Here is an 18,029-nt window from a genome sequence, read left to right on the forward strand (position 1 = left end):
GTCCGCTCGTCCGGACGGTCCGCTCGGACATCGTCGCGGCGCTCCTCCCCCGCCTCCCCCGCATCCGGTTCCGCGCGCAGGAGCCTGGTCGGTCGCCTCAGCTCCGCAGGCCCGGTCTCTCCAGTTCCGCGAGGAGGTGTTCGAGGGCGGTGGCGGCCGTATCGCCCGTGTCGGCGACCTCGGGCAGGATGTCGGCGGCGGCGCGGCGCAGTTCCACCCAGCCGAGGTACGCGGCGTACGCGACGACCGCCTGCCGGCGGGCCGAGGGGGGCTCCAGCCCGAGGTCGGCGTAGAGCTCGGTGAGGTAGGCGATCCGGCGGTCGGTGACCCGGCGCAGGACGGGCGCGACGGCCGGGTGGTCGGCGTGGGCGACGATCGCGGGCTCCAGGCCGGCGATCTCCTGGTGCCCCAGCGCGGTGGTGAACAGGGCCCGCAGCCGCCGGCGCGGGTCGGTGACACCGCTCAGCTCGGCGATGAGGCTCGCGGTGTTCTGCCGCTCCCACAGCTCGAGCGCGGCTGTCAGCAGCGCGTCCCGGTCCTTGAAGTGCCAGTAGAAGCTGCCCCGGGTCGCTTCGAGCTCGCTCGCCAGGGCGTTGACCGAGACCGCGGCCACGCCGCCGCGCGCCATCGCGCGCAGCGCCGCCATAGACCAGTCCTCGGGCGCCAGTTGCTTTCGTGCCATCGCCATACAGTACTGTACGGTCCATCCATACAGGGGTGTACGGACGAGGTCCGGAGGTCTTGCCCGGCACCACGCCCAGGAAGGAAGAACCGCGATGCTCAGGTGGATTCCCCGGCTGGTCATAGCCCTGGCGGCGGCGCACTTCGCGGTCTTCGTAGCGGCCTCCACCACCTTCGACGACATGGCCCGGGAAGGGCTGTGGAACACCGCTCCCGGCGAGGCGCGGCGCGCGTACGAGATGTGGTTCCTCCTCGCCGGGTTCGGTCTGCTCGCGCTCGGCACCCTCAGCCGGCGCATCGTCCGCGACACCGGCCGGCTCCCCGCACAACTGGGCTGGTACCTGCTCGCCATCGGCATTCCGCTCCAGGTCCTCTACCCGGTGTCCGGCGCGCCCGGCCTCATCCTGGTCGGAGCGCTCGCCCTGCTGACGTCCTGTCGGCAGGCCCGAGCGGCGAGCCGGCGCGAGACGTGACGAGCGCGGAAAGGAGCGGGCCTCGCGCCGCGCCGGGGTGACGAGGGGGCCGATGAGGTGGAACTGCCCCGCGCGGGCGTGTGGGGCGCCCCTGGGGGCAGGCGGGGAGAGAAGGATGTCAGCAAACGTCCTGTCCTCTGCCGAGAGCCGGTGCCCTATGAGCTTCAACCCTCTGGAACAGCGCGGAATCCCGCTGGACAAGCAGGTCCGCAGCTGGCGGGAGCTGAACGTCTCGCCGATCGACCCGGATGCCTCCGACCCGTACACCCGCTGCCGGATCATCACGATGAACGGCATCGAGGTCGAGGCGATCCTCTTCAGCCACACGCTCGCGCGCAACACCGTCGACCCCGAGGTCAAGCGGGGCCTGGCGGAGGTGCGGTACGTGGAGGCGCAGCAGCAGAAGGCGGTCAACTGGCTGCTGCCCGGGGTGTCGTCGGTGCTGGAGACGACGATCGCGTACGAGCAGGTCGCCGTCGACCTCACCGCCTGGATCGCGCGGATGGAGCCGGATCCGTACCTCCGGCAGGCGTACCAGTTCGGCGTGCTGGAGGACTTCGACCATCTGTACCGGTACGCGAACCTGTACGAGATGATCGAGCACCGCAAGGCCGAGGCGATCGTCGACGGTCTGACGGAGGTCATGCCGGGCCGCCCCACGCGGATGCACCACCGCCACCCGGTCGACAACGTGCGCGACCCCTACGACAAGAACGCCACCGACCCGCTGTCCAAGCTGCACGCGCTGACCGTCCTGTCGGCCGAGCAGCAGACGATGAACTTCTACATGAACACCGGCCCCACCTACATGGAGCCGATCGCCCGTCAGCTCTACCAGGAGATCGGGCTCATCGAGGAAGAGCACGTCACCCACTACGAGTCCCTCGTCGACCCCGGGGAGACGTGGTGGGAGCAGCTGGTCAACCACGAGTACAACGAGTGCTATCTGTACTACTCCTTCATGGAGCAGGAGAGCCACCCCAAGGTGAAGGCGCTGTGGGAACTGCACCTGAACATGGAACTGGAGCACCTGCGGATCGCCTGCGACCTCATGCGCCGCCACGACGGCCGCGACCCTGAGGAGATCCTCGCGCCCCAGCTGCCGAAGGTGCTGACCTTCGAGCCGAACAAGGACTACCTGCGCGAGCTGCTCGCCACACAGATCGACCTGACCACCCTCGGGGCGGGCTACGTCCGTGAGGCCCACGAGCGGTTCGAGCAGATGCAGCAGCGCCTGCACGACGGCGAGAAGCCACCGAGCGACCGCGTCATGGACCAGCACCGCGAGATGTTCGACCGCGATTACCGGCTGGAGACCGAGGGTCCGCACCCCGTCGCATCGGAGCGTGCGTGATGGCCAAGGCAAGGGACATGACCGTGGACGAGCAGGCCGAGGTCGGGGACCCCGTCGCCGACGACGACGTGGTGGCGCTCCTCATGCGGCAGCACGGCCAGATCCGTGCCCTCTTCGAGGAGGTCCGCACCGCCGAGGGGGAAGAGCGTACGGACGCGTTCCGTCGCCTGGTGCACCTGCTGGCCGTGCACGAGACCGCCGAGGAGGAGGTCGTCCACCCCAGTGCCCGTACCGCGTTCGACGGCGGTGCGGAGGTGGTGGAGGAACGGCTCGCCGAGGAGAAGGCGGCGAAGGAGAAGCTCTCCCTGCTGGAGGACATGGACACCTCCGACCCCCGGTTCATGCCCACCCTGCTGTCCCTCCGCGACGCCGTCCTCGTCCACGCCCGGTCGGAGGAGCGCTACGAGTTCGCCCTCCTGCGCCGCACCACCTCGCCCGCCCGGCTCGCCCTGATGGCCAAGGCCGTCCGGGCGGCGGAGGCGACCGCGCCCACCCACCCTCACCCCGGCGTCGAGAGCGCCACCGCGAACCTCGCGCTCGGGCCCATGGCCGCCGTCGCGGACCGGGCGCGCGACGCCATCCGCCGCAGAATGGAGGATGGGGATGGGGATGGAGATGGGGCAGCGGATGGGGACGGGGGCAGGGGAGGGCGCTGACACGGGAGCGGGACGGGGCCGGGGCAGGGAAGGGCGCTGAGCAGGAGCGGGACAGGACGGCGACGGAGGCACGGGGAGGTGGACGTGGACGGCACGCTCGAGTCCCGCCCTGAGCGGCCCGGTTCCCGGGTCCTCTACGCGAACCTGGTGTCCGACCTCGCGGTGGACCTGGACGAGCGTGACGTGCTGAGCGCCTGGGCGGAACAGGCCCCGCGAGAGGTCTGGCTGCTGCGGGCGGGCGACGTACTGGTGACACCGGTGCCGGTCGACACGGCGTTCCTCCGGTACTCCTGTGCGCTGATCGGCGTCCCCTCGGACTCGGTCAGCGTCCTGACCCTGCCGGAGGCGTTCGCGGCGGCCGACCGGCCGACTCCGCACCGTACGGCCGTCGAGGCGGTACGCGCGGTCCTCGGCGGCCGTGCCGTGAGCGGGGTCATCCCGACGGCCCTCGACGGCGCGGCGGTCGGTCTGGCACGGGGACTCGGCGTTCCCGTGGCGCCGTACGCCTCGGCGGACCAGGCCGAGGCCGCCCTGGAGCCGACCAGGCTCCTCAACACGAAGGCCGGATTCCGGCAGGCGGCCCTCGGACTCGGCATGCGGCTGCCCGACGGCCGGGTCTGCCGCCGCGCCGAGGTGGCGGGCGCCGTGGCCGAACTGCTCGCCTCGCACGGGCAGGTCGTGGTCAAGCCCGACCGGTCCGCGGGCGGGCACGGCCTGTGCTTCCTCGCGGCGGCGGCAGAGCCGTGGACCGGGTCCGATCTCGCCACGGTGGGCGGGCCCGAGGGCCTGTGGATCGTCGAGGAACGGATCGACGTCGCCCGCTCGGTGAGCGTCCAGATGGAGACCGGCCCGGACGGGACGAGGGCGCTGTTCAGTGGCGAGATGCGCACCGTGGCGGGCTGCTTCACGGGCTATCTGTCGCCGCTGCCGGCCGACGTGGCCGGGGTCGGGGGCACGGACGGGGGCAGGGATGAGGTCGGGGGCAGGGGCAGGGATGAGGGCAGGGGCAGGGGCAGGGATGAGGTCGGGGGCGGGGTCGGGCCGACGCTGGTGTCGTGGGGGCGTGCGCTGGGCGGCTTCCTGGCGGACCACGGGTACGCGGGGCCGTTCAGCATCGACGCGATGGTGTCGGCCGACGGTGAGGTCTTCGCCGGCGAGAGCAACGTACGGCGTACGGCCACGACCACCCCGCAGGCGATGGTGGCCCGCCTCACCGCGGTGGCCGGTTCCGGTGCGGGGGCGGTTGCGGGTGCGGGTGGCGCGCCTGGGGCGGGTGCCGGGTCCGGGGCTGGGCCCGGGGCTGGAGCGGGTGCCGGGGCAGGCGCGGAGGCCGGGGCGGGTGCCGGGGCGGGTGCCGGGGCAGGCGTGGAGGCCGGGGCAGGTGCCGGGCCCGGGGCCGGTGAGCCGGCGTGGGCGACGGGGCGGGTGCGGGCACCGGGGGCGTTCTCCTTCGACGAGGCCGTGGAGCGGCTGCGCGCCGACCGGATCGGCTACGACGTCTCACGCGGAGAAGGCGTCGTCCTGTACGCCGGGCCGCCGCCGGACGGTCTGACCTGGCGGTACGCCGTGATCGCCCGCGACCATGCCGCGGTGGCCCGTTACGAGGAGCTCCTGCGGTCCTCCTGGGCCCGCGCCCGCTGAGCCGGCCGTCCCCGCAGGCCGGCGGGCAGTTCCTCCAGAAAAGCGGCGAGCGTACGGACACCGAGGCGGAGGGCCTCGATCTCGACCCGCTCGTCCGGGCCGTGCCAGTCGTCGCCGGGAAGGCCGGTGCCGAAGAACAGCACGGGCGCGTCACACGCACGGGCCAGCTGGGCGGCGGGCGCGGCACCGCCGTTGCCGATGAGGCGGGCCGGTGAGCCGTACGCGCGTCCCACCGCGCGGCCCAGAGCGGAGAGCGCGGGGTGGTCCTCCGGCGTGCGGTAGGGATCCGAGATGGTGGAGGAGATCTCCAGGTCGTAGTCGAATCCCGGTCGGCGGTGGCCGGCCAGCCAGGCGCGCAGCTGGTCGGCGACCTCGTCGGCCCGCTGGTCGGGTACGAGCCTGAGCAGCAGGTCCGCGCCCGCCTCGGCGGGGATGAGGCCCAGGGACGGCGTGTCGGTGCGGCCCGCCGTGAGACGGGCGACCTCCACCGCGGGGCGGGTCCACAGCCGCTCCGGTGCGGTGAAGCCGTCCTCCCCCTCGGCCCGGAAGGTGCCGGTGTCGGCCAGCCACGCCGGCAGCTCGAAGGGCAGGGACTCCAGTGACCTGCGCAGTTCCGGGCCGGGGCCGGTCACCGCGTCGTAGAACCCCGGGAGCGTGATCCGGCCGGAGTCGTCGGTGAGCAGGCCGATCAGCCGGCAGAGTTCCAGGGCCGCGTTGGCAGCGGCGCCGGACACGGCACCGCTGTGCAGGTCCCGCTCGGCGCCACGGACCGTGAGAGAGGCGGTGACCGAGCCGCGGACCGTGGCACACACGGTCGGTTCCCGTAGGGACCACAGCATGGTGTCGGACACCATGACCACATCGGCGGACAGCTCGTCGGCGTGCTGGGAGAGCAGGTCGGCCATGTGGACGGAGCCGATCTCCTCCTCGCCTTCGATCAGGTATTTCACGGTGACCGTCGGGGCCGCGCGGTCGGCGAGATGGGCGCGCACGGCCCACAGGTGCGCCATGATCTGCCCCTTGGCGTCCGACGCCCCCCGTCCGTACAGACGTCCGTCGCGCCGGAGCGGGGAGAACGGCGCCGTCACCCGCCACTCGGCGGGATCGGCGGCATGGACGTCGTGGTGGCTGTAGACCAGCAGCACGGGGGCGTCGGGATCGGCGGCCGGCAGGCAGCCGTACACGGCCGGCAGCCCGTCCGTCTCCCAGACCTCTGCGCGCGGGAAACCGATGTCGCGCAGGGTGTCCGCCAGCCAGTGGGCGGACCGCCGTACGTCGCCCGCGCGGTCCCCGTCGGACGAGACGGAGGGAATGCCCACCCACTCCGCCAGGGCTCGCACGTCCCCGGGGTCGGTCAAGGGGTCGCTCAGGGGTTCGGTCAGGGCGTGCCGCGTCGTGGCGGACCCGGTGGCGTTCATGGTCGGCGGATGCCCGGCTTCACGGGTTCGAACCACATCCGCGGACCGTGGGAGGCCAGGGGTCGTCAGGCGGGGGACCGTCAGGCCGGGGGTCGGGCGGGTGTCGGGGCGGGCGCCGGGCGGGCTGAGGGGCCGGGCGCCGGGCCGGGCGTGGGGGCGAGCGCCGGGCCGGGCGTGGGGCCGGGCGTGGGGCGCCGTTTTTTTTCGGGCCGAGGCCCGGCCGGTGGAGGCGTACCACTGGACAGCCAGGACGAGGGCGAGCGCCAACTCGGCCGCGTCGCCGCCGTAGTACATGAGCTGTGCTCCCGCCCGCAGGTCGGCGGGGGTGAAGGCGACACCGGGTGGGCCGGCGGCGTACAGGCTCTTCGCGAGAACCGCGTGGGCGGTCCCGGCCGCGAGCAGTGTGCCCCCGCGAACCGCGATGCCGCCGCCGTGTGTCCCGAGGCCGCCGCCTGGGTGCCGTACGGGGTCGAGCCGGCAGACGGCGAAGGCGAAGAGCAGGCCGGCGGCCAGGAAGTGGGCCTGGACCAGCATGTGGAGGAGGGGCCGGTGCTGAGCCGCCGCGAACAGGGGTGTGCGGTGCAGCAGCCACAGACCGCCGACGTCCAGCAGGGCGGCGACAGGAGGGAACAGCAGTACGGCGACGGGACGTGAGTGCCCGACCCCCAGCAGTCCACGGCGCCCCCGGCCGGGTGGCAGTGTCCGCAGGACCAGCGTGAGCGGGCGGGCGAGCACGAAGAGGAGCGGCGCGGTCATGCCGACGAGCAGGTGGACGGCCATGTGTCTCGTGAAGCCCCCGTCGGGCAGGGGCCCCAGCGCGGCCCAGGCCGGCGCCGCACCACCTGCGGCGAAGGAGGCGTCCCGCCACCGTGGCCAGGCGTCACCACGGCGCCTGAGCCGGACGGCGGCCACCCGGTACCCGGCGACCGCCAGCAGCGCCGCCGCCGGGACGAGCGCCCCCAGGGCAACGGCGGCCGGACCGGAATGAACATGGTCGGGAGTCATGTCCTGGCATCCCGTGCGGCCCGCTGACGGGTACGCACGGCGAGGGCGCAGCCGGTCAGGAGCACGGCCGCCCCGGAGATGTTCCATGTCCAGTCGTACGGGGCGATCTCCACTCCGTAGCGGATCTGGTGCACGCGCAGCAGCTTGTGGTCCACGATGCCGTCGAAGAGCTGGAACGTTCCCGCACCGATGAGGAACCCGGCCCACGCGTGGCCGGCGGAGAGCGCGCCACGCCGGCGCAGGTCAGCGAACAGGAAGAAGCCCGCGACCGAGCCGAGGAGCTCCGCCGAGTGGAGCAGGCCGTCGGAGAGGAGCCCGACCGCCGGGGTGGAGCGGTCGTAGAAGTGGTGCCAGCCGAGGATCTGGTGGAAGACGATCTCGTCGAGGGCCGCCATGACGGCCGCGCCGATCAGCGCGCCGACGGCGGCCGACCGGCGGCCTTCACCGCCGGGGCCGGCCGCCTTCCTCGCATCGGGTTTCACCCGTCAACCTCCTGCTCGCGCGGTGTCGTGTCCTGGTGAGGGGGATACCCCTCCGCCGCTTGCCGTCGGGGGAAAGCCGCTCCACAGGGCCGTTTCCCACCCGAATAGGGGGTGCTGCTGCTGGGAGCGGAGGGGGGACCGGGACCGGTCCGTATGAGCGGTGGATGAGCGGTGGCTGCATGAGCACGGTCCGCATGAGCGGCGTCCGCATGAGCGCAGCCGGTACGGGCACTCGCCCTGCATGCAGATGACTCCCGCTCGCCTCGCCCGAGCACAGGGTGGCTTCCACGTTCTCAGTGGGGTCTGGCCCCTGGTCAACCGGCGCAGCTTCGAGGCGATCACGGGGCCGAAGGCCGACGTCTGGCTGCTGCAGACCGTGTCCGGGCTGCTCGTCGTCATCGGCTGGGCGCAGACTCGGGGAGCCGGAACGGATGCGGGCGACGCGCTCGCACGCCGGCTCGGCATCGGCACGGCCGCCACCCTGCTCGTCGTGGACGTCTCCTACGCCGTCCCTGGCCGCATCCGGCGGATCTACCTCCTCGACGCCGCCTTCCAGGCGCTGTGGCTCACCGCTTGGCTCCGCGCCAGGCCGTGAGCGGGCGGTCGTCCGTCCTCCTCCTGGATGTCAGTGGGCCGCCGTACGGTTTCATCAGGCCGTCCGCCCGGGCGGCGAGGAGGCGGGGACATGGGGCGGGACGTGGAGAGGGACATGGAGTGGGTGGGGGACGCTCGACTGGCAGCGGGGCCTGAAGCCGTCTGGTACCTGGAGACGGCTTTCACGCCCGGCGCTCATCTGGGGACGGTGTACGACGATCCGACAACGCCCGTCGTCGTGACCGGCGTCGAGGAGCTGACCACCCTGCGCGTACCCAGCGGCCGGCTCGTCGTGGATGCGCCGTGGGACGACGACGATGCCTGGAGGTACGAGAAGGGGCTGCCGACGAGGCCGCCGAGGGAGTTGGCGGTGAGGATTCCCCCGGGCGTCCACCGAGTGGAGCTCGCCTGGACGGCGGGCCCGTACGAGTTCTTCGGCGAGCACTTCGACGGCGTCGCGTGCGCCGCGACGCGCCTGTGCGTCAGCGATGCCCCTGTCGTCGGGTGGGAGATGGCCCTGGGCGTCGGCGAGGACGTCGACCGGCTGCCGGCCGGCGAGAAGCCCCGATTCGGCTCGGACGCCAATGTCGGCTGCTTCGCCGACGCCGGTGCGTGGACGACCTTGTCCGCGCCGTTCCGTACGTACGTCGACGGCGAGCCGGTGCCGCGTGACACCGAGCGGCTGTCCCACGGATACGAGCGGGTACGCGACGAGTCACGGCGAGCCGATCTGGTGACGTTCACGGCCGAGTCGGGCGGCGTGGTCTGGTTGGGCCGCACGGCGACCGGCGCGGTGGCCTCGATCGTCGTCACCAGCGGCATGGCCGGCGCCAAAGCCTGACGGCCGGCCTGCCCTTGGTCGGTGAAGGACTCGAGCGAGACGCCGCAACGCACCCGTTCGGACCAGTGCCACAGGCCTCGGCCGGAAGGCCCTCGTAGCGTGGCGGGTGATGTTGTCGAGCACTTCGGAGGTTCTCTGATGAGTGGTCGCTCTGTGGTCGCCGGCATAGTTCTGGCCGCCGCCTTCATGGCCCCCCTGTCCGGTGTCGCCCACGCTCAGGATCTCAACTGTCGCGACTTTGAATTCCAGGAAGACGCCCAGGCGGAGTTCAACCGAGACATGAGCGACCCTCACCGCCTCGACGAGGACCAGGGACCCGATGACGGCATCGCCTGCGAAGCACTGCCCAGGCGCACGAGCACGGAGCCCGCGCGGCCTCTCACCCCGAGCGCTGACGCCGTCCAGCCGGTGAACCCGAGTGCCACACCCCTTCGGCCGGCTACCCCTCTCCTGCCGAGTCGCGGCACTGAGGCCGGAATCGGCGGAACGTCCGGCCCCTCGGAGCTGAGCACGGTCCTCGGCGTCTCCCTGGCAGTCGGTGCCGCGGTGGCGGGCGGAACCCTCGCTGTGCGGCAGCTGAGGCGCAGGTCAAGCCAGGCGTGAGGGTCCGGCCGAATGCCGGGGGGTTGCCGGACGCCTCGCCCCTCCGCGCCGGGCAGTGCCGCCGAGGCACCAGCCGCACGCGCTGGTCGACGCCGTCCGGCCTTGTCGGCCCTCGTACCGACACCGTGCTTTACGGCCGTCCGCGGCCGAACAGGGCGATGCCCGTGCCGACGCCCACGATCAGCAGCCCGATGCCGCCGAAGACCAGCGGCAGCAGCCACATCGTGGCGAACCCCTCGATCCGGGCGTCCTCGGGGGAATCCGCGCGGTAGCGCACCTCGACCCGTTCGCCCACCTCGTACGCCGGCGGGTTGGAGCCCGTGAACTCGCGGAACCTCGTCGGTGTGCCGCCGGCCGGGGTGAACTCGACCACCGGGTGCGCCACCGGCTCGTTCCCCGACCGGGTCTTGCGGGAGCCGCCGGCGTGGCCGCCCTGCCATTCGAGGGCCACGACCGTGCCCGAGGCGCGCTCGCCGTTCGCCACGTAGGAGACCGAGATCCCCGCCAGGACCGTCCCGATGATCGAGAACAGCGCTCCGAACGCGATCAACCCGAAGGCGACCCACCGACGGGCCCGCCGCCCCCGCACCTCAACCCGCACGGCATCCCTCTCGATCGTCCGGGGAGGGGCGCTATCTCAGGCAGGCGCGGACATCGGAGGCAGGGGGCGCGCCCCGGAGCGTCTCCGACGTCAGCTGCGCGGAAGCGACCCCGAGACCAGGGGACGTGCGCCCAAGTGGGCTGCGATACGGGCGATGGTGCGGGCGTTGTCCTCGAACAGATGGGCCTGCATGCCCGCCGTCCGGGCGGCCTCGACATTGACCGCGGCGTCGTCGATGAAGAGGCAGTCCTCCGGTCGTACGTCCAAGCTGGTGCAGGCGGCCTGGAACGCGCGGGGGTCGGGTTTCTCGACGCCGATCTCGTGCGAGTAGACGATCTGCTCAACCAGTTCGTCGAAGTGATACCGCGTCGTCTCCTTCTCCCGGGCGCCCACGAAGCTGTTGCTGAGGATGCCGAGCCTGCAGGTGCCGCGCAGTCCTCGCACGTGGTCGATGAGCTCCTCGTTCGGCGTCCCCAGGTACTCCGCCCAGAGATCCGCCATGAAGGCGTCGACCTGGCGGGGGGCGAGACCGAGGCGGGCCGCCACCTGTTCGTGCACCTCTCGTTCGCTGATGGTCCCGACGCCGCCGGCCCGCCACACGTCGTCCATGCGCGCGGGGATCGTGCCCGGGGGCAGTTCCAGCCGCTGTTCCCACCGTCGTACCCACCCGGTGTCCGGCGTGATCTCCAGCACGCCGCCGATGTCGAGAATGACGCAGGCCGTGGTCATGTGAACTCCCCCTCTTCGTCGTGCATTCAGGCTGCAAGGAGGGTACGCAGGTCGATCACGCGGTAGCCGCGGGCGGTGAACGCGTCGAGGATGCGGGGCAGGGCCTGGGCGTCGATCACCTCCGTGCGGCCCTGGGACGCACCGACGTGCATCTGCAGGACGGCTCCCGGGCGCAGGGCGTCCACGGCCCGGCCCACTGCGCGGTCCACCGTCATGCCGCCTTCTGTTCCCTTCCATCCGTTGGTGTCGGTGGTGAACTCGATGGTCGCGAATCCGAGGGCGTTGACCTCCCTGATGTGGGCGGGGCTGGTCTCGCTGTAGGGGAACCGGAAGAACGGCGTCAGCGCGCGGCCCGCCCCGGCCCGGCGGAGGGCCCGGTCCGTCGCCGTCACCTCGTGCTGTCGTCCGGCCTCGGTCAGGTCCTTGAAGGAGGGGTGGCTGAAGGAGTGGTTGCCCAGTCCGTGGCCTGCTGCCGCGATCCTCCTCACCACCACGGGGCAGCGGTCGGCGAAGTCGCCGGTCAGGAAGAACGTCGCGGGCGCGCGACGGCGGGCGAGCTCGCCGAGGATGCTGTCCAGGCCGGCGTCGTTCCAGGCCGCGTTGAACGTCAGGGCGACCACCCGCTCGCGCGTACGGATCACCCGGTTCTCCGAGCCGAACAACGCACGCAGGCCCGGCGGCCGCTCCTTGCCGTCGGCGCTCGCCGCCGTCGGCGGGTACGGCGTCGCGGCTTGCGCCGGCCGGGCCGCCGGCCCGTGCGCGCAGGTCCACAGCACGGCGGCGGACAGTCCGGCAGCGGTCCCCAGCAGGCGCCGGAGGAGGGGGCGACGGCCCCTGGTCGCAGAAAGTGAGAGCACATCCAGCCATCGGCCGGCCGGGCCGAGGGCTTGAGCACACGCCGGCAACGCCAGAGGCCCGTGCCCGTCGGGGTCGTGCCCGGGACGCGGACAGCAGGCCGCCGGGCCTCTCACCGTGGGTCGGCCGCCAGGGTGTCCTTGCTGACCAGGAGGTCGTCGGACCAGCAGAGCCGGTAGAAGTCGACCTGGCCGAAGAGGTCTCGGCCGGAGCGGTAGAACGCGCAGTGTGTCGCCGTCGGCGGCCTGGGCGCGGAGCGGACGTGGTCAGGGGGGTACGGGAAGGAGCGGTCCGGGAGCCGGTCGGCGAGGGCGGCGCGCGGGCGTCCCGGTTCGAGCTGCTCGAACCGGGACGGCGGCAGCACACCGGTCGTCAGCTGCCAGGCCAGGTGGGCGGCGGCCGGCACGAAGAACGCCGCCGCCGTGAGCGGTGCCGCGAACGCGACGACGGAGCGACGGCGCGCGGTGCGGCGTACCGCGGCGAGGCGTTCGGTGGACTCCGGGGTGGCGCTGAGTCCTCTGTCGCTGCCCGAGCCGGCGGCGGCCGGCGGCCGTGTCCCGAGGCGGGCCGGGGTGTGGTGAGGAAGGACGGCGCTCACGCGGAAGCCGGCCCCGTGCGGACCGGTCCACAAGGAGCCGCCGAGCACGTGCATCCGCTCGCGGAGTCCGGTGAGTCCGCGGCGGCCGGCGCCCTCCGCCGGGCCGGGCCGCCGCCCGGCGTCGGCCGGGGGTGCCGCGTTGTCGACGGTCACACGGGTGCGGTCGGCCTCGTGGGCGATCGTCACCCGGACCGCGCCGCCGGGGGCGTGCTTCACGGCGTTGGTGAGGGCTTCCTGCACGACCCGGTACATGCCGCGTTCCACCAGAGGGGACAGCTCGGGCACCGTGCCGCGCCGTTCCCACCGCACCGGCACGCCGGAGGCGACAGCCCGGCCGAGCAGGTCTTCGACCGTGTCCTTCACCGGTAGACCGCCCACACCCGCAGCGGCGTCCGCCGCCGCGCCGGAGCCCGTCCCCGGCCCCGGTTCCGTCCCCGAGTTCGGTTCCGATTCCGGCTCCCGTGGGTCGTGCAGGACCGCGACGGTCTCCCGCAGTTGCTCGACGGCGTCGGCGACGGTCGCGCGGAGCTCGGCGAGGTCGGCGCGGTCGCGATCGGTGAGATCGGGCGAAAGCTCCAGAGCACCGGCCCGCAGGGCGACCAGGCTGAGCACATGGCCGAGGGAGTCGTGCATGTCGGCTGCGATGTCGGCGCGTTCGGTCAGTCTGGCGCGCTCCGCTACGAGGTGCTGGCGCTCCTCCAGGCTCCGGGCCAGCCGCCACCCTTCCCGTACGAGTTCCCGCCGGCCGCGCCAGTGCCGTCCGGCCAGCCATGGCACCACCAGGGCGGCGGGCAGCACGCTCAGGGCGTAGAACCACCACACGGGCTGCACCCGCAGCACCGCGCACACCACGACGTCGACGGCCACGCAGGCCGCGAGCGTCAGCAGCGGTCCGCGCGCCGCGGCGACCCGGACGCCCAGCAGGCAGCTCAGCGCGGCGAGCGAGACCACCTGGGCATGGGCGGGTGTCAGGGAGTCCGCGAGGCCCAGTGCGCACAGCCCGTTGACGAGCAGCACGGCGGTCTCCGGACGGCTGCGGGACAGCGGCACGGCCACCGCCAGGACCAGCAGTGGCAGCGCCAGGTCCACGACCGGCGACGGCGCGGTCGCCTCCCTGAACCCGTACGCGGTGGCCGCCGCCAGCACCACCCACAGCCCCGCGTCGACGAGCAGGTGCCTGATCGGGGGTGTCCGTGGGTGCTGCCGCATGGTGGGTCCGGTCCTTCGCTTCGGTGTCGCGTCGTCGTCGCGTCGTGTCGTGTCGTGTCGTGTCATGTCGTGTCGTGTAGTCACGTCTCGACTCGACTCGTCGCGTGCTCGGGTCGATTCTGTGCGACGTGTGCGAACGCCCGACGACGCGGTGGGCTCTCTCTCCTCGGCCCGGCGGGGACCCGACCGGGCCCGCCCGGTCCCTGCCGAGCCGACGGAACGTCAGGCGTCCCTGCGCCGCAGCACGTACAGGCCCGCCGCATGCGCCGCCGCTGCCCACGCGGCCACGATCAGGACCGAGGACGCCGACGAGTACGGCGCATCGGCGCCGACGCGCATAAAGTGGTCTCCCGCCGCGTACGGCAGGGCGTCGTTGACGGTCGCGAGGGTCTCGCTGCCGAGCCCGAGGAGCACGCTCGGCAGCGCCCACAGAAGCGTGGTGAGGATCGACAGCGCGCCGGCCGGGTGGCGGGTGGCGAAGGCCACGCCGACGGTGAGCACGGCGACCAGCGCCTGGTACAGGCCGAAGGCGAGGGCCTGTCCGAGAGCCGTACCGGCGTCGAAGGCGGCCCGTCCGTCGAAGGCTCCCCAGGCCACGGCCGAGCCGACCACGGCGTACCCCGTGCCGCCGAGGAACGCGACCGCGGCCGTCACCAGCGCCTTCGCCGCCTGGACCCGGTGGCGCCGCGGCACCCACAACAACGACGGCCGTACCGTCCCCGTCGTGTACTCGGACGTCACCGCCACCGTCGCCATGATCACGACGACGAACTGGGAGACGACGGCGGAGGTGGCCGCCGCGTTCCCGACGGGCTGGACCGGATGGTCGTTGATGCGGGCGATCGAGGCGTAGTAGAAGGTGAACACGCCGGTGATCACGAGGCCGGCCAGGAGACACAGGGAGGCGGATCGGACCGACCACAGTTTGGTCCACTCGGCGGCGACGGCGCCGACGAGACCGCCGGAGGCGCGCGGAAGTCGCGTGCCGGGCCCGGTCCTTGGCGGCGCGAGCGCTCCGCCGGGCGTCTGCGCAGGCGCGCCCCCGTCCCTGGTGGTCGCGTTCGGGGTCACTGCCGGTCTCCTTCCGTGCTGCCGCCCGTCGTGTACTCGACGCTCCGCGCGGTCAGGTCCAGGTACGCCTGCTCCAGCGACACCCGGACGTCGCTCAGGCCGTGCAGCCGTACACCGCTGTGGTGGGCCAGGTCCCCCACCTCGGCGGCCGTACGTCCCTCGACGGTGAGTTCGCCGTCCGCCGAGGTCTCGACGCTCACGCCGTCGGTGTCCATCAGGGCCCGCACGAGCGCCGCCCGTTGCACCGGGTCGGGCACCCGCGCCCGCGCCGACGCGGGCGAGGCCGTGGCCAGGAACTCCTCCATGGTGGTGTCGCTCAGCAGCCGCCCGCGCCCGATGACGACGAGGTGGTCGGCGGTCAGCTGCATCTCGCTCATGAGATGACTGGAGAGGAACACCGTGCGCCCCTCGGCCGCCTGGTCGCGTACGAGGCGGCGGATCCACCGCACACCGTCCGGGTCGAGGCCGTTGACGGGCTCGTCCAGGATCAGCACGGGCGGGTCACCGAGCAGCGCGCCGGCCACCCCGAGGCGCCCGCTCATGCCCAGCGAGTACGTTCCGGCCGGCCGGCGGGCCGCCTTGGCGAGGCCCACCAGCTCCAGCACCTCGTCCACCCGGCGTACCGGAATCCCGTTGGCCCGTGCCTGCGCGACCAGATGGGCACGGCCGGAACGCGCCGGGTGGACGGCCCGGGCGTCCAGCATCGCCCCGACCGCCCCCAGCGGCCGGCGCAGATCCGCGTAGGGCCGGCCGGCGATCAGGGCCCGGCCGCGGGTCGGACGGTCGAGGCCGAGGATCATCCGCATGGTGGTGGACTTCCCGGCTCCGTTCGGGCCGAGGAAGCCGGTCACGCGTCCCGCCCGGATGTCGAAGGTCAGATCGTCCACGGCGATCGTGTCGCCGTAGCGTTTCGTCAGTCCTCGGATGCTGATCACGGAAGTCTTCCTTCGTCGTCGGTCGCGAAGCTCGGCGTACGGGACGCGGAGCACAGGGGTACGAAAGGCGGCGCCGGCGCATGGCACGCAGCGCGTGCAGGGCACACCGCGTACACGGCGAGCACCGCGTACATCGCGTACATCGCGTACACCGCCTGCACCGCCTGCACCGCACTCGGCTGGCCGCCGTGTTTCCCGTACGTCAGCGACGCTACGAGCGGGCGCGGCCGGCGCCCATGGGTCGAAGGGAAGCGACGCCCTGCCTTTCGTCAGGGGTGCGCCGCGACCGTGGGCGGAGATGCCGGGCTCACGGCCCCCACGGCGGCGAACCGACCGTAGGCTCGTCGTGTGGAAGAGACGACACCCGGCAGCCGGCCGGTCCGCGTCCTGGTCGCCGACGACGAGGCGATGGTCCGGGCCGGGGTGCGCGCCATCCTCGCGCGGGACCCGCAGGTCGACGTCGTCGCGGAGGCGGGCGACGGACACGAGGCCCTCGCCCTCGCCCGGCGGCACCGGCCGGACGTGGTCCTGCTGGACATCCAGATGCCCGGCCTCGACGGGCTGGCCGCGGTGGCACGGTTCCACCGGGAACTGACCGCGGTCGGTGTGATCATGCTGACGACCTTCGGGCAGGACGAGTACATCACCCGGGCGCTGGAGGAAGGCGCGGACGGCTTCCTGCTGAAGGCGGACGATCCGAGGGAACTCCTCAACGGGGTGCGGGCGGTCGCGGCCGGCGGTGCCTACCTCTCCCCCAGGGTCGCCGGACGGGTCGTCGCCGGCATGCGCGCCCACCGCTCGGCGCACCCCCGTCGCCCGCTGGAGCGGCTGACGGAGCGGGAGCGCGACGTGCTCGCCGCGCTCGGTGCCGGGCTGTCCAACGCGGAGATCGGGCACCGGCTGCACCTGGTGGAGGGGACGGTCAAGGCGCATGTCAGCGCCGTGCTCACCAAGCTGGGCGCCCGCAACCGCGTGGAGGCGGCCATCGCCGCGCACGAGGCCGGTCTGATCCCTCCCCGCGGCCAGGGGTGAGCCGCCCGGCGTCCTTCGCTCCCCCTCCTCCACGAGCCGAGGCCGATTGTCAGTGGTGGGTGAGACGGTAGGAACGTCAAGCCGGAACACGAGGGGGAGCTGCTGCCATGTCCGGAAATCAGAACTACATCAACCATGTCGCTCTCGTCCTGGACGCCAGTTCGTCCATGTCGCACCTGAGCCGGAAGGTCGTCGAGGTCGCCGACCAGCAGATCGCGTATCTCGCGCGGCGTTCGAGGGAGCTGGACCAGGAGACGCGGGTCACGGTGTACGTCTTCGCCGACAAGGTGGAGTGCGTCATCTACGACAAGGACGTGCTGCGGATGCCGTCCCTGAAGCAGCTGTACCGGGTCGGTGGCATGACGGCCCTGCTGGCGGCCGCGCTGAAGTCGCAGCGGGAGCTGGCGCAGACGGCCCAGCTGTACGGGGACCACAGCTTCCTCACCTTCGTCCTGACCGACGGTCAGGAGAACGCGAGTCACCGCTGCGCGGACGCCCCTGCCAGGGATCCGCGGGAACTGGTCCAGGCCGTGGCCGAGATGATCGAGTCCCAGCAGGACAACTGGACGCTGGCCGTCCTCGTGCCGGACCAGATGGGCAAGCGCGAGGCCATGAACTGCGGTTTCCCGAAGGACAACATCGCCATCTGGGACGCCACGAGCACGCACGGGCTCGAGGAGGCCGGGCAGGTCATCCAGGAGGCCACGGAGAAGTTCATGGTGGGCCGCGCCCAGGGCATCCGTGGTTCGCGGGCGGTGTTCTCGACGGGGGCCGACGCCGTCAACAAGGAGACGATCGCGGCGGCCGGTCTCACTCCGGTGGAGCGGTCGGCCTATGAGTTGATAGCGGTGACCCGCGAGGCGGGGATCCGGGACTGGGTCGTCGAGTGCGGGCACACGTACCGGACGGGTGGTGCGTTCTACCAGCTGAGCAAGCCGGAGAAGATCCAGGCGAAGAAGCGGATCGCGGTGGTGGAGAAGAAGACCGACCTGGTCTACACGGGGCCCGAGGCCCGGGCCCTGCTCGGGCTGCCGGACGTCGAGGCGCGCGTCAAGCCCGACCACAACGACGACTTCACCATTTTCGTGCAGAGCACCAGCGTGAACCGGAAGCTCGTGCCGCAGACCCGGCTCCTGCTGATGCACTGACGCACTGACGCTTCACGGATCCGGGCCGGTGGGGCCGGCCGGCGCCGGCCGGCCCATCCGTCTTGTGGCTCCTTGTGCTCCTCGTGCCTCCTTGTGACGCTGC

General features: G+C 72.6%; 17 protein-coding genes. 8 read left to right on the forward strand and 9 right to left on the reverse strand.

The genetic code is table 11. From position 1 onward, the window contains the following. Positions 1-97: 97 nt before the first annotated feature. On the reverse strand, positions 98-682 hold the full coding sequence (locus ABTZ91_RS22320) for a TetR family transcriptional regulator (protein ID WP_352078952.1): 585 nt from the start codon (positions 680-682) through the stop codon (positions 98-100). Positions 683-776: 94 nt separating this feature from the next. On the opposite strand from ABTZ91_RS22320, the gene ABTZ91_RS22325 reads away from it, so the two are divergent. The 4 genes from ABTZ91_RS22325 (at position 777) to ABTZ91_RS22340 (ending at position 4,805) form a co-directional block, all read left to right on the forward strand. After that, entirely contained in the window at positions 777-1,154 is a 378-nt protein-coding gene (locus ABTZ91_RS22325) for a DUF6463 family protein (RefSeq protein WP_352078953.1), read from the forward strand. Between the two features lie 157 nt (positions 1,155-1,311). Then, on the forward strand, positions 1,312-2,508 hold the full coding sequence (locus tag ABTZ91_RS22330) for a hypothetical protein (RefSeq protein ID WP_352078954.1): 1,197 nt from the start codon (positions 1,312-1,314) through the stop codon (positions 2,506-2,508). After that, positions 2,508-3,164, forward strand: a complete 657-nt coding sequence (locus tag ABTZ91_RS22335) for a hemerythrin domain-containing protein (protein ID WP_352078955.1) — start codon at positions 2,508-2,510, stop codon at positions 3,162-3,164. Before ABTZ91_RS22330 ends, ABTZ91_RS22335 begins: the two co-directional genes overlap by 1 nt. Positions 3,165-3,248: 84 nt before the next feature. Beyond that, the gene (locus ABTZ91_RS22340) at positions 3,249-4,805 is read left to right on the forward strand and encodes a peptide ligase PGM1-related protein (RefSeq protein ID WP_352078956.1); all 1,557 of its coding nucleotides are present in this window, start codon (positions 3,249-3,251) and stop codon (positions 4,803-4,805) included. Here the strand turns inward: ABTZ91_RS22340 and ABTZ91_RS22345 are convergent. Both ABTZ91_RS22345 and ABTZ91_RS22350 read right to left on the reverse strand, forming a co-directional pair. Beyond that, the gene (locus ABTZ91_RS22345) at positions 4,763-7,228 is read right to left on the reverse strand and encodes a M20/M25/M40 family metallo-hydrolase (protein WP_352078957.1); all 2,466 of its coding nucleotides are present in this window, start codon (positions 7,226-7,228) and stop codon (positions 4,763-4,765) included. The genes ABTZ91_RS22340 and ABTZ91_RS22345 overlap by 43 nt on opposite strands. Further along, positions 7,225-7,710: a DUF2243 domain-containing protein gene (locus ABTZ91_RS22350; protein ID WP_352078958.1), complete on the reverse strand. Its 486-nt coding sequence runs from the start codon at positions 7,708-7,710 to the stop codon at positions 7,225-7,227. Before ABTZ91_RS22350 ends, ABTZ91_RS22345 begins: the two co-directional genes overlap by 4 nt. Before the next feature lie 247 nt (positions 7,711-7,957). Between ABTZ91_RS22350 and ABTZ91_RS22355 the strand changes: the two genes are divergently transcribed. Then, positions 7,958-8,305, forward strand: a complete 348-nt coding sequence (locus ABTZ91_RS22355; RefSeq protein ID WP_352078959.1) for a hypothetical protein — start codon at positions 7,958-7,960, stop codon at positions 8,303-8,305. A gap of 90 nt (positions 8,306-8,395) precedes the next feature. Beyond that, a complete protein-coding gene (locus ABTZ91_RS22360) occupies positions 8,396-9,145 on the forward strand; it encodes a DUF4241 domain-containing protein (protein ID WP_352078960.1) in 750 nt (249 codons plus the stop codon). A gap of 733 nt (positions 9,146-9,878) precedes the next feature. On the opposite strand, the gene ABTZ91_RS22365 is transcribed toward ABTZ91_RS22360, so the two are convergent. The 6 genes from ABTZ91_RS22365 to ABTZ91_RS22390 form a co-directional block, all read right to left on the reverse strand. Then, positions 9,879-10,298, reverse strand: a complete 420-nt coding sequence (locus tag ABTZ91_RS22365) for a DUF3592 domain-containing protein (protein WP_352078961.1) — start codon at positions 10,296-10,298, stop codon at positions 9,879-9,881. A 141-nt stretch (positions 10,299-10,439) separates the two neighbouring features. Continuing rightward, positions 10,440-11,078 carry an HAD family phosphatase gene (locus tag ABTZ91_RS22370; protein ID WP_352078962.1) on the reverse strand — a complete coding sequence of 213 codons (639 nt, stop codon included), beginning with the start codon at positions 11,076-11,078 and terminating at the stop codon, positions 10,440-10,442. 26 nt (positions 11,079-11,104) lie between these two features. Then, the gene (locus tag ABTZ91_RS22375) at positions 11,105-11,854 is read right to left on the reverse strand and encodes a polysaccharide deacetylase family protein (RefSeq protein WP_352078963.1); all 750 of its coding nucleotides are present in this window, start codon (positions 11,852-11,854) and stop codon (positions 11,105-11,107) included. Positions 11,855-12,045: 191 nt separating this feature from the next. After that, positions 12,046-13,740 carry a histidine kinase gene (locus ABTZ91_RS22380; RefSeq protein ID WP_352078964.1) on the reverse strand — a complete coding sequence of 565 codons (1,695 nt, stop codon included), beginning with the start codon at positions 13,738-13,740 and terminating at the stop codon, positions 12,046-12,048. A 222-nt stretch (positions 13,741-13,962) separates the two neighbouring features. Next, positions 13,963-14,811 carry an ABC transporter permease gene (locus ABTZ91_RS22385; RefSeq protein WP_352078965.1) on the reverse strand — a complete coding sequence of 283 codons (849 nt, stop codon included), beginning with the start codon at positions 14,809-14,811 and terminating at the stop codon, positions 13,963-13,965. Beyond that, the gene (locus tag ABTZ91_RS22390) at positions 14,808-15,746 is read right to left on the reverse strand and encodes an ATP-binding cassette domain-containing protein (RefSeq protein WP_352078966.1); all 939 of its coding nucleotides are present in this window, start codon (positions 15,744-15,746) and stop codon (positions 14,808-14,810) included. The genes ABTZ91_RS22385 and ABTZ91_RS22390 overlap by 4 nt, the downstream gene beginning before the upstream one ends. Positions 15,747-16,094: 348 nt before the next feature. Here ABTZ91_RS22390 and ABTZ91_RS22395 point away from each other — a divergent pair, with 348 nt between their 5' ends. Together ABTZ91_RS22395 and ABTZ91_RS22400 are read left to right on the forward strand one after the other, a co-directional pair. Beyond that, entirely contained in the window at positions 16,095-16,778 is a 684-nt protein-coding gene (locus tag ABTZ91_RS22395) for a response regulator transcription factor (RefSeq protein WP_352078967.1), read from the forward strand. A gap of 107 nt (positions 16,779-16,885) precedes the next feature. Continuing rightward, positions 16,886-17,926 (forward strand): vWA domain-containing protein, encoded by a 1,041-nt coding sequence (locus tag ABTZ91_RS22400; protein WP_352078968.1) that lies wholly within the window; start codon positions 16,886-16,888, stop codon positions 17,924-17,926. The last annotated feature ends 103 nt before the right edge of the window (positions 17,927-18,029 follow it).

The organism is Streptomyces sp. NPDC126499, from assembly GCF_040302485.1.
Taxonomy (GTDB): Bacteria; Actinomycetota; Actinomycetes; order Streptomycetales; family Streptomycetaceae; genus Streptomyces.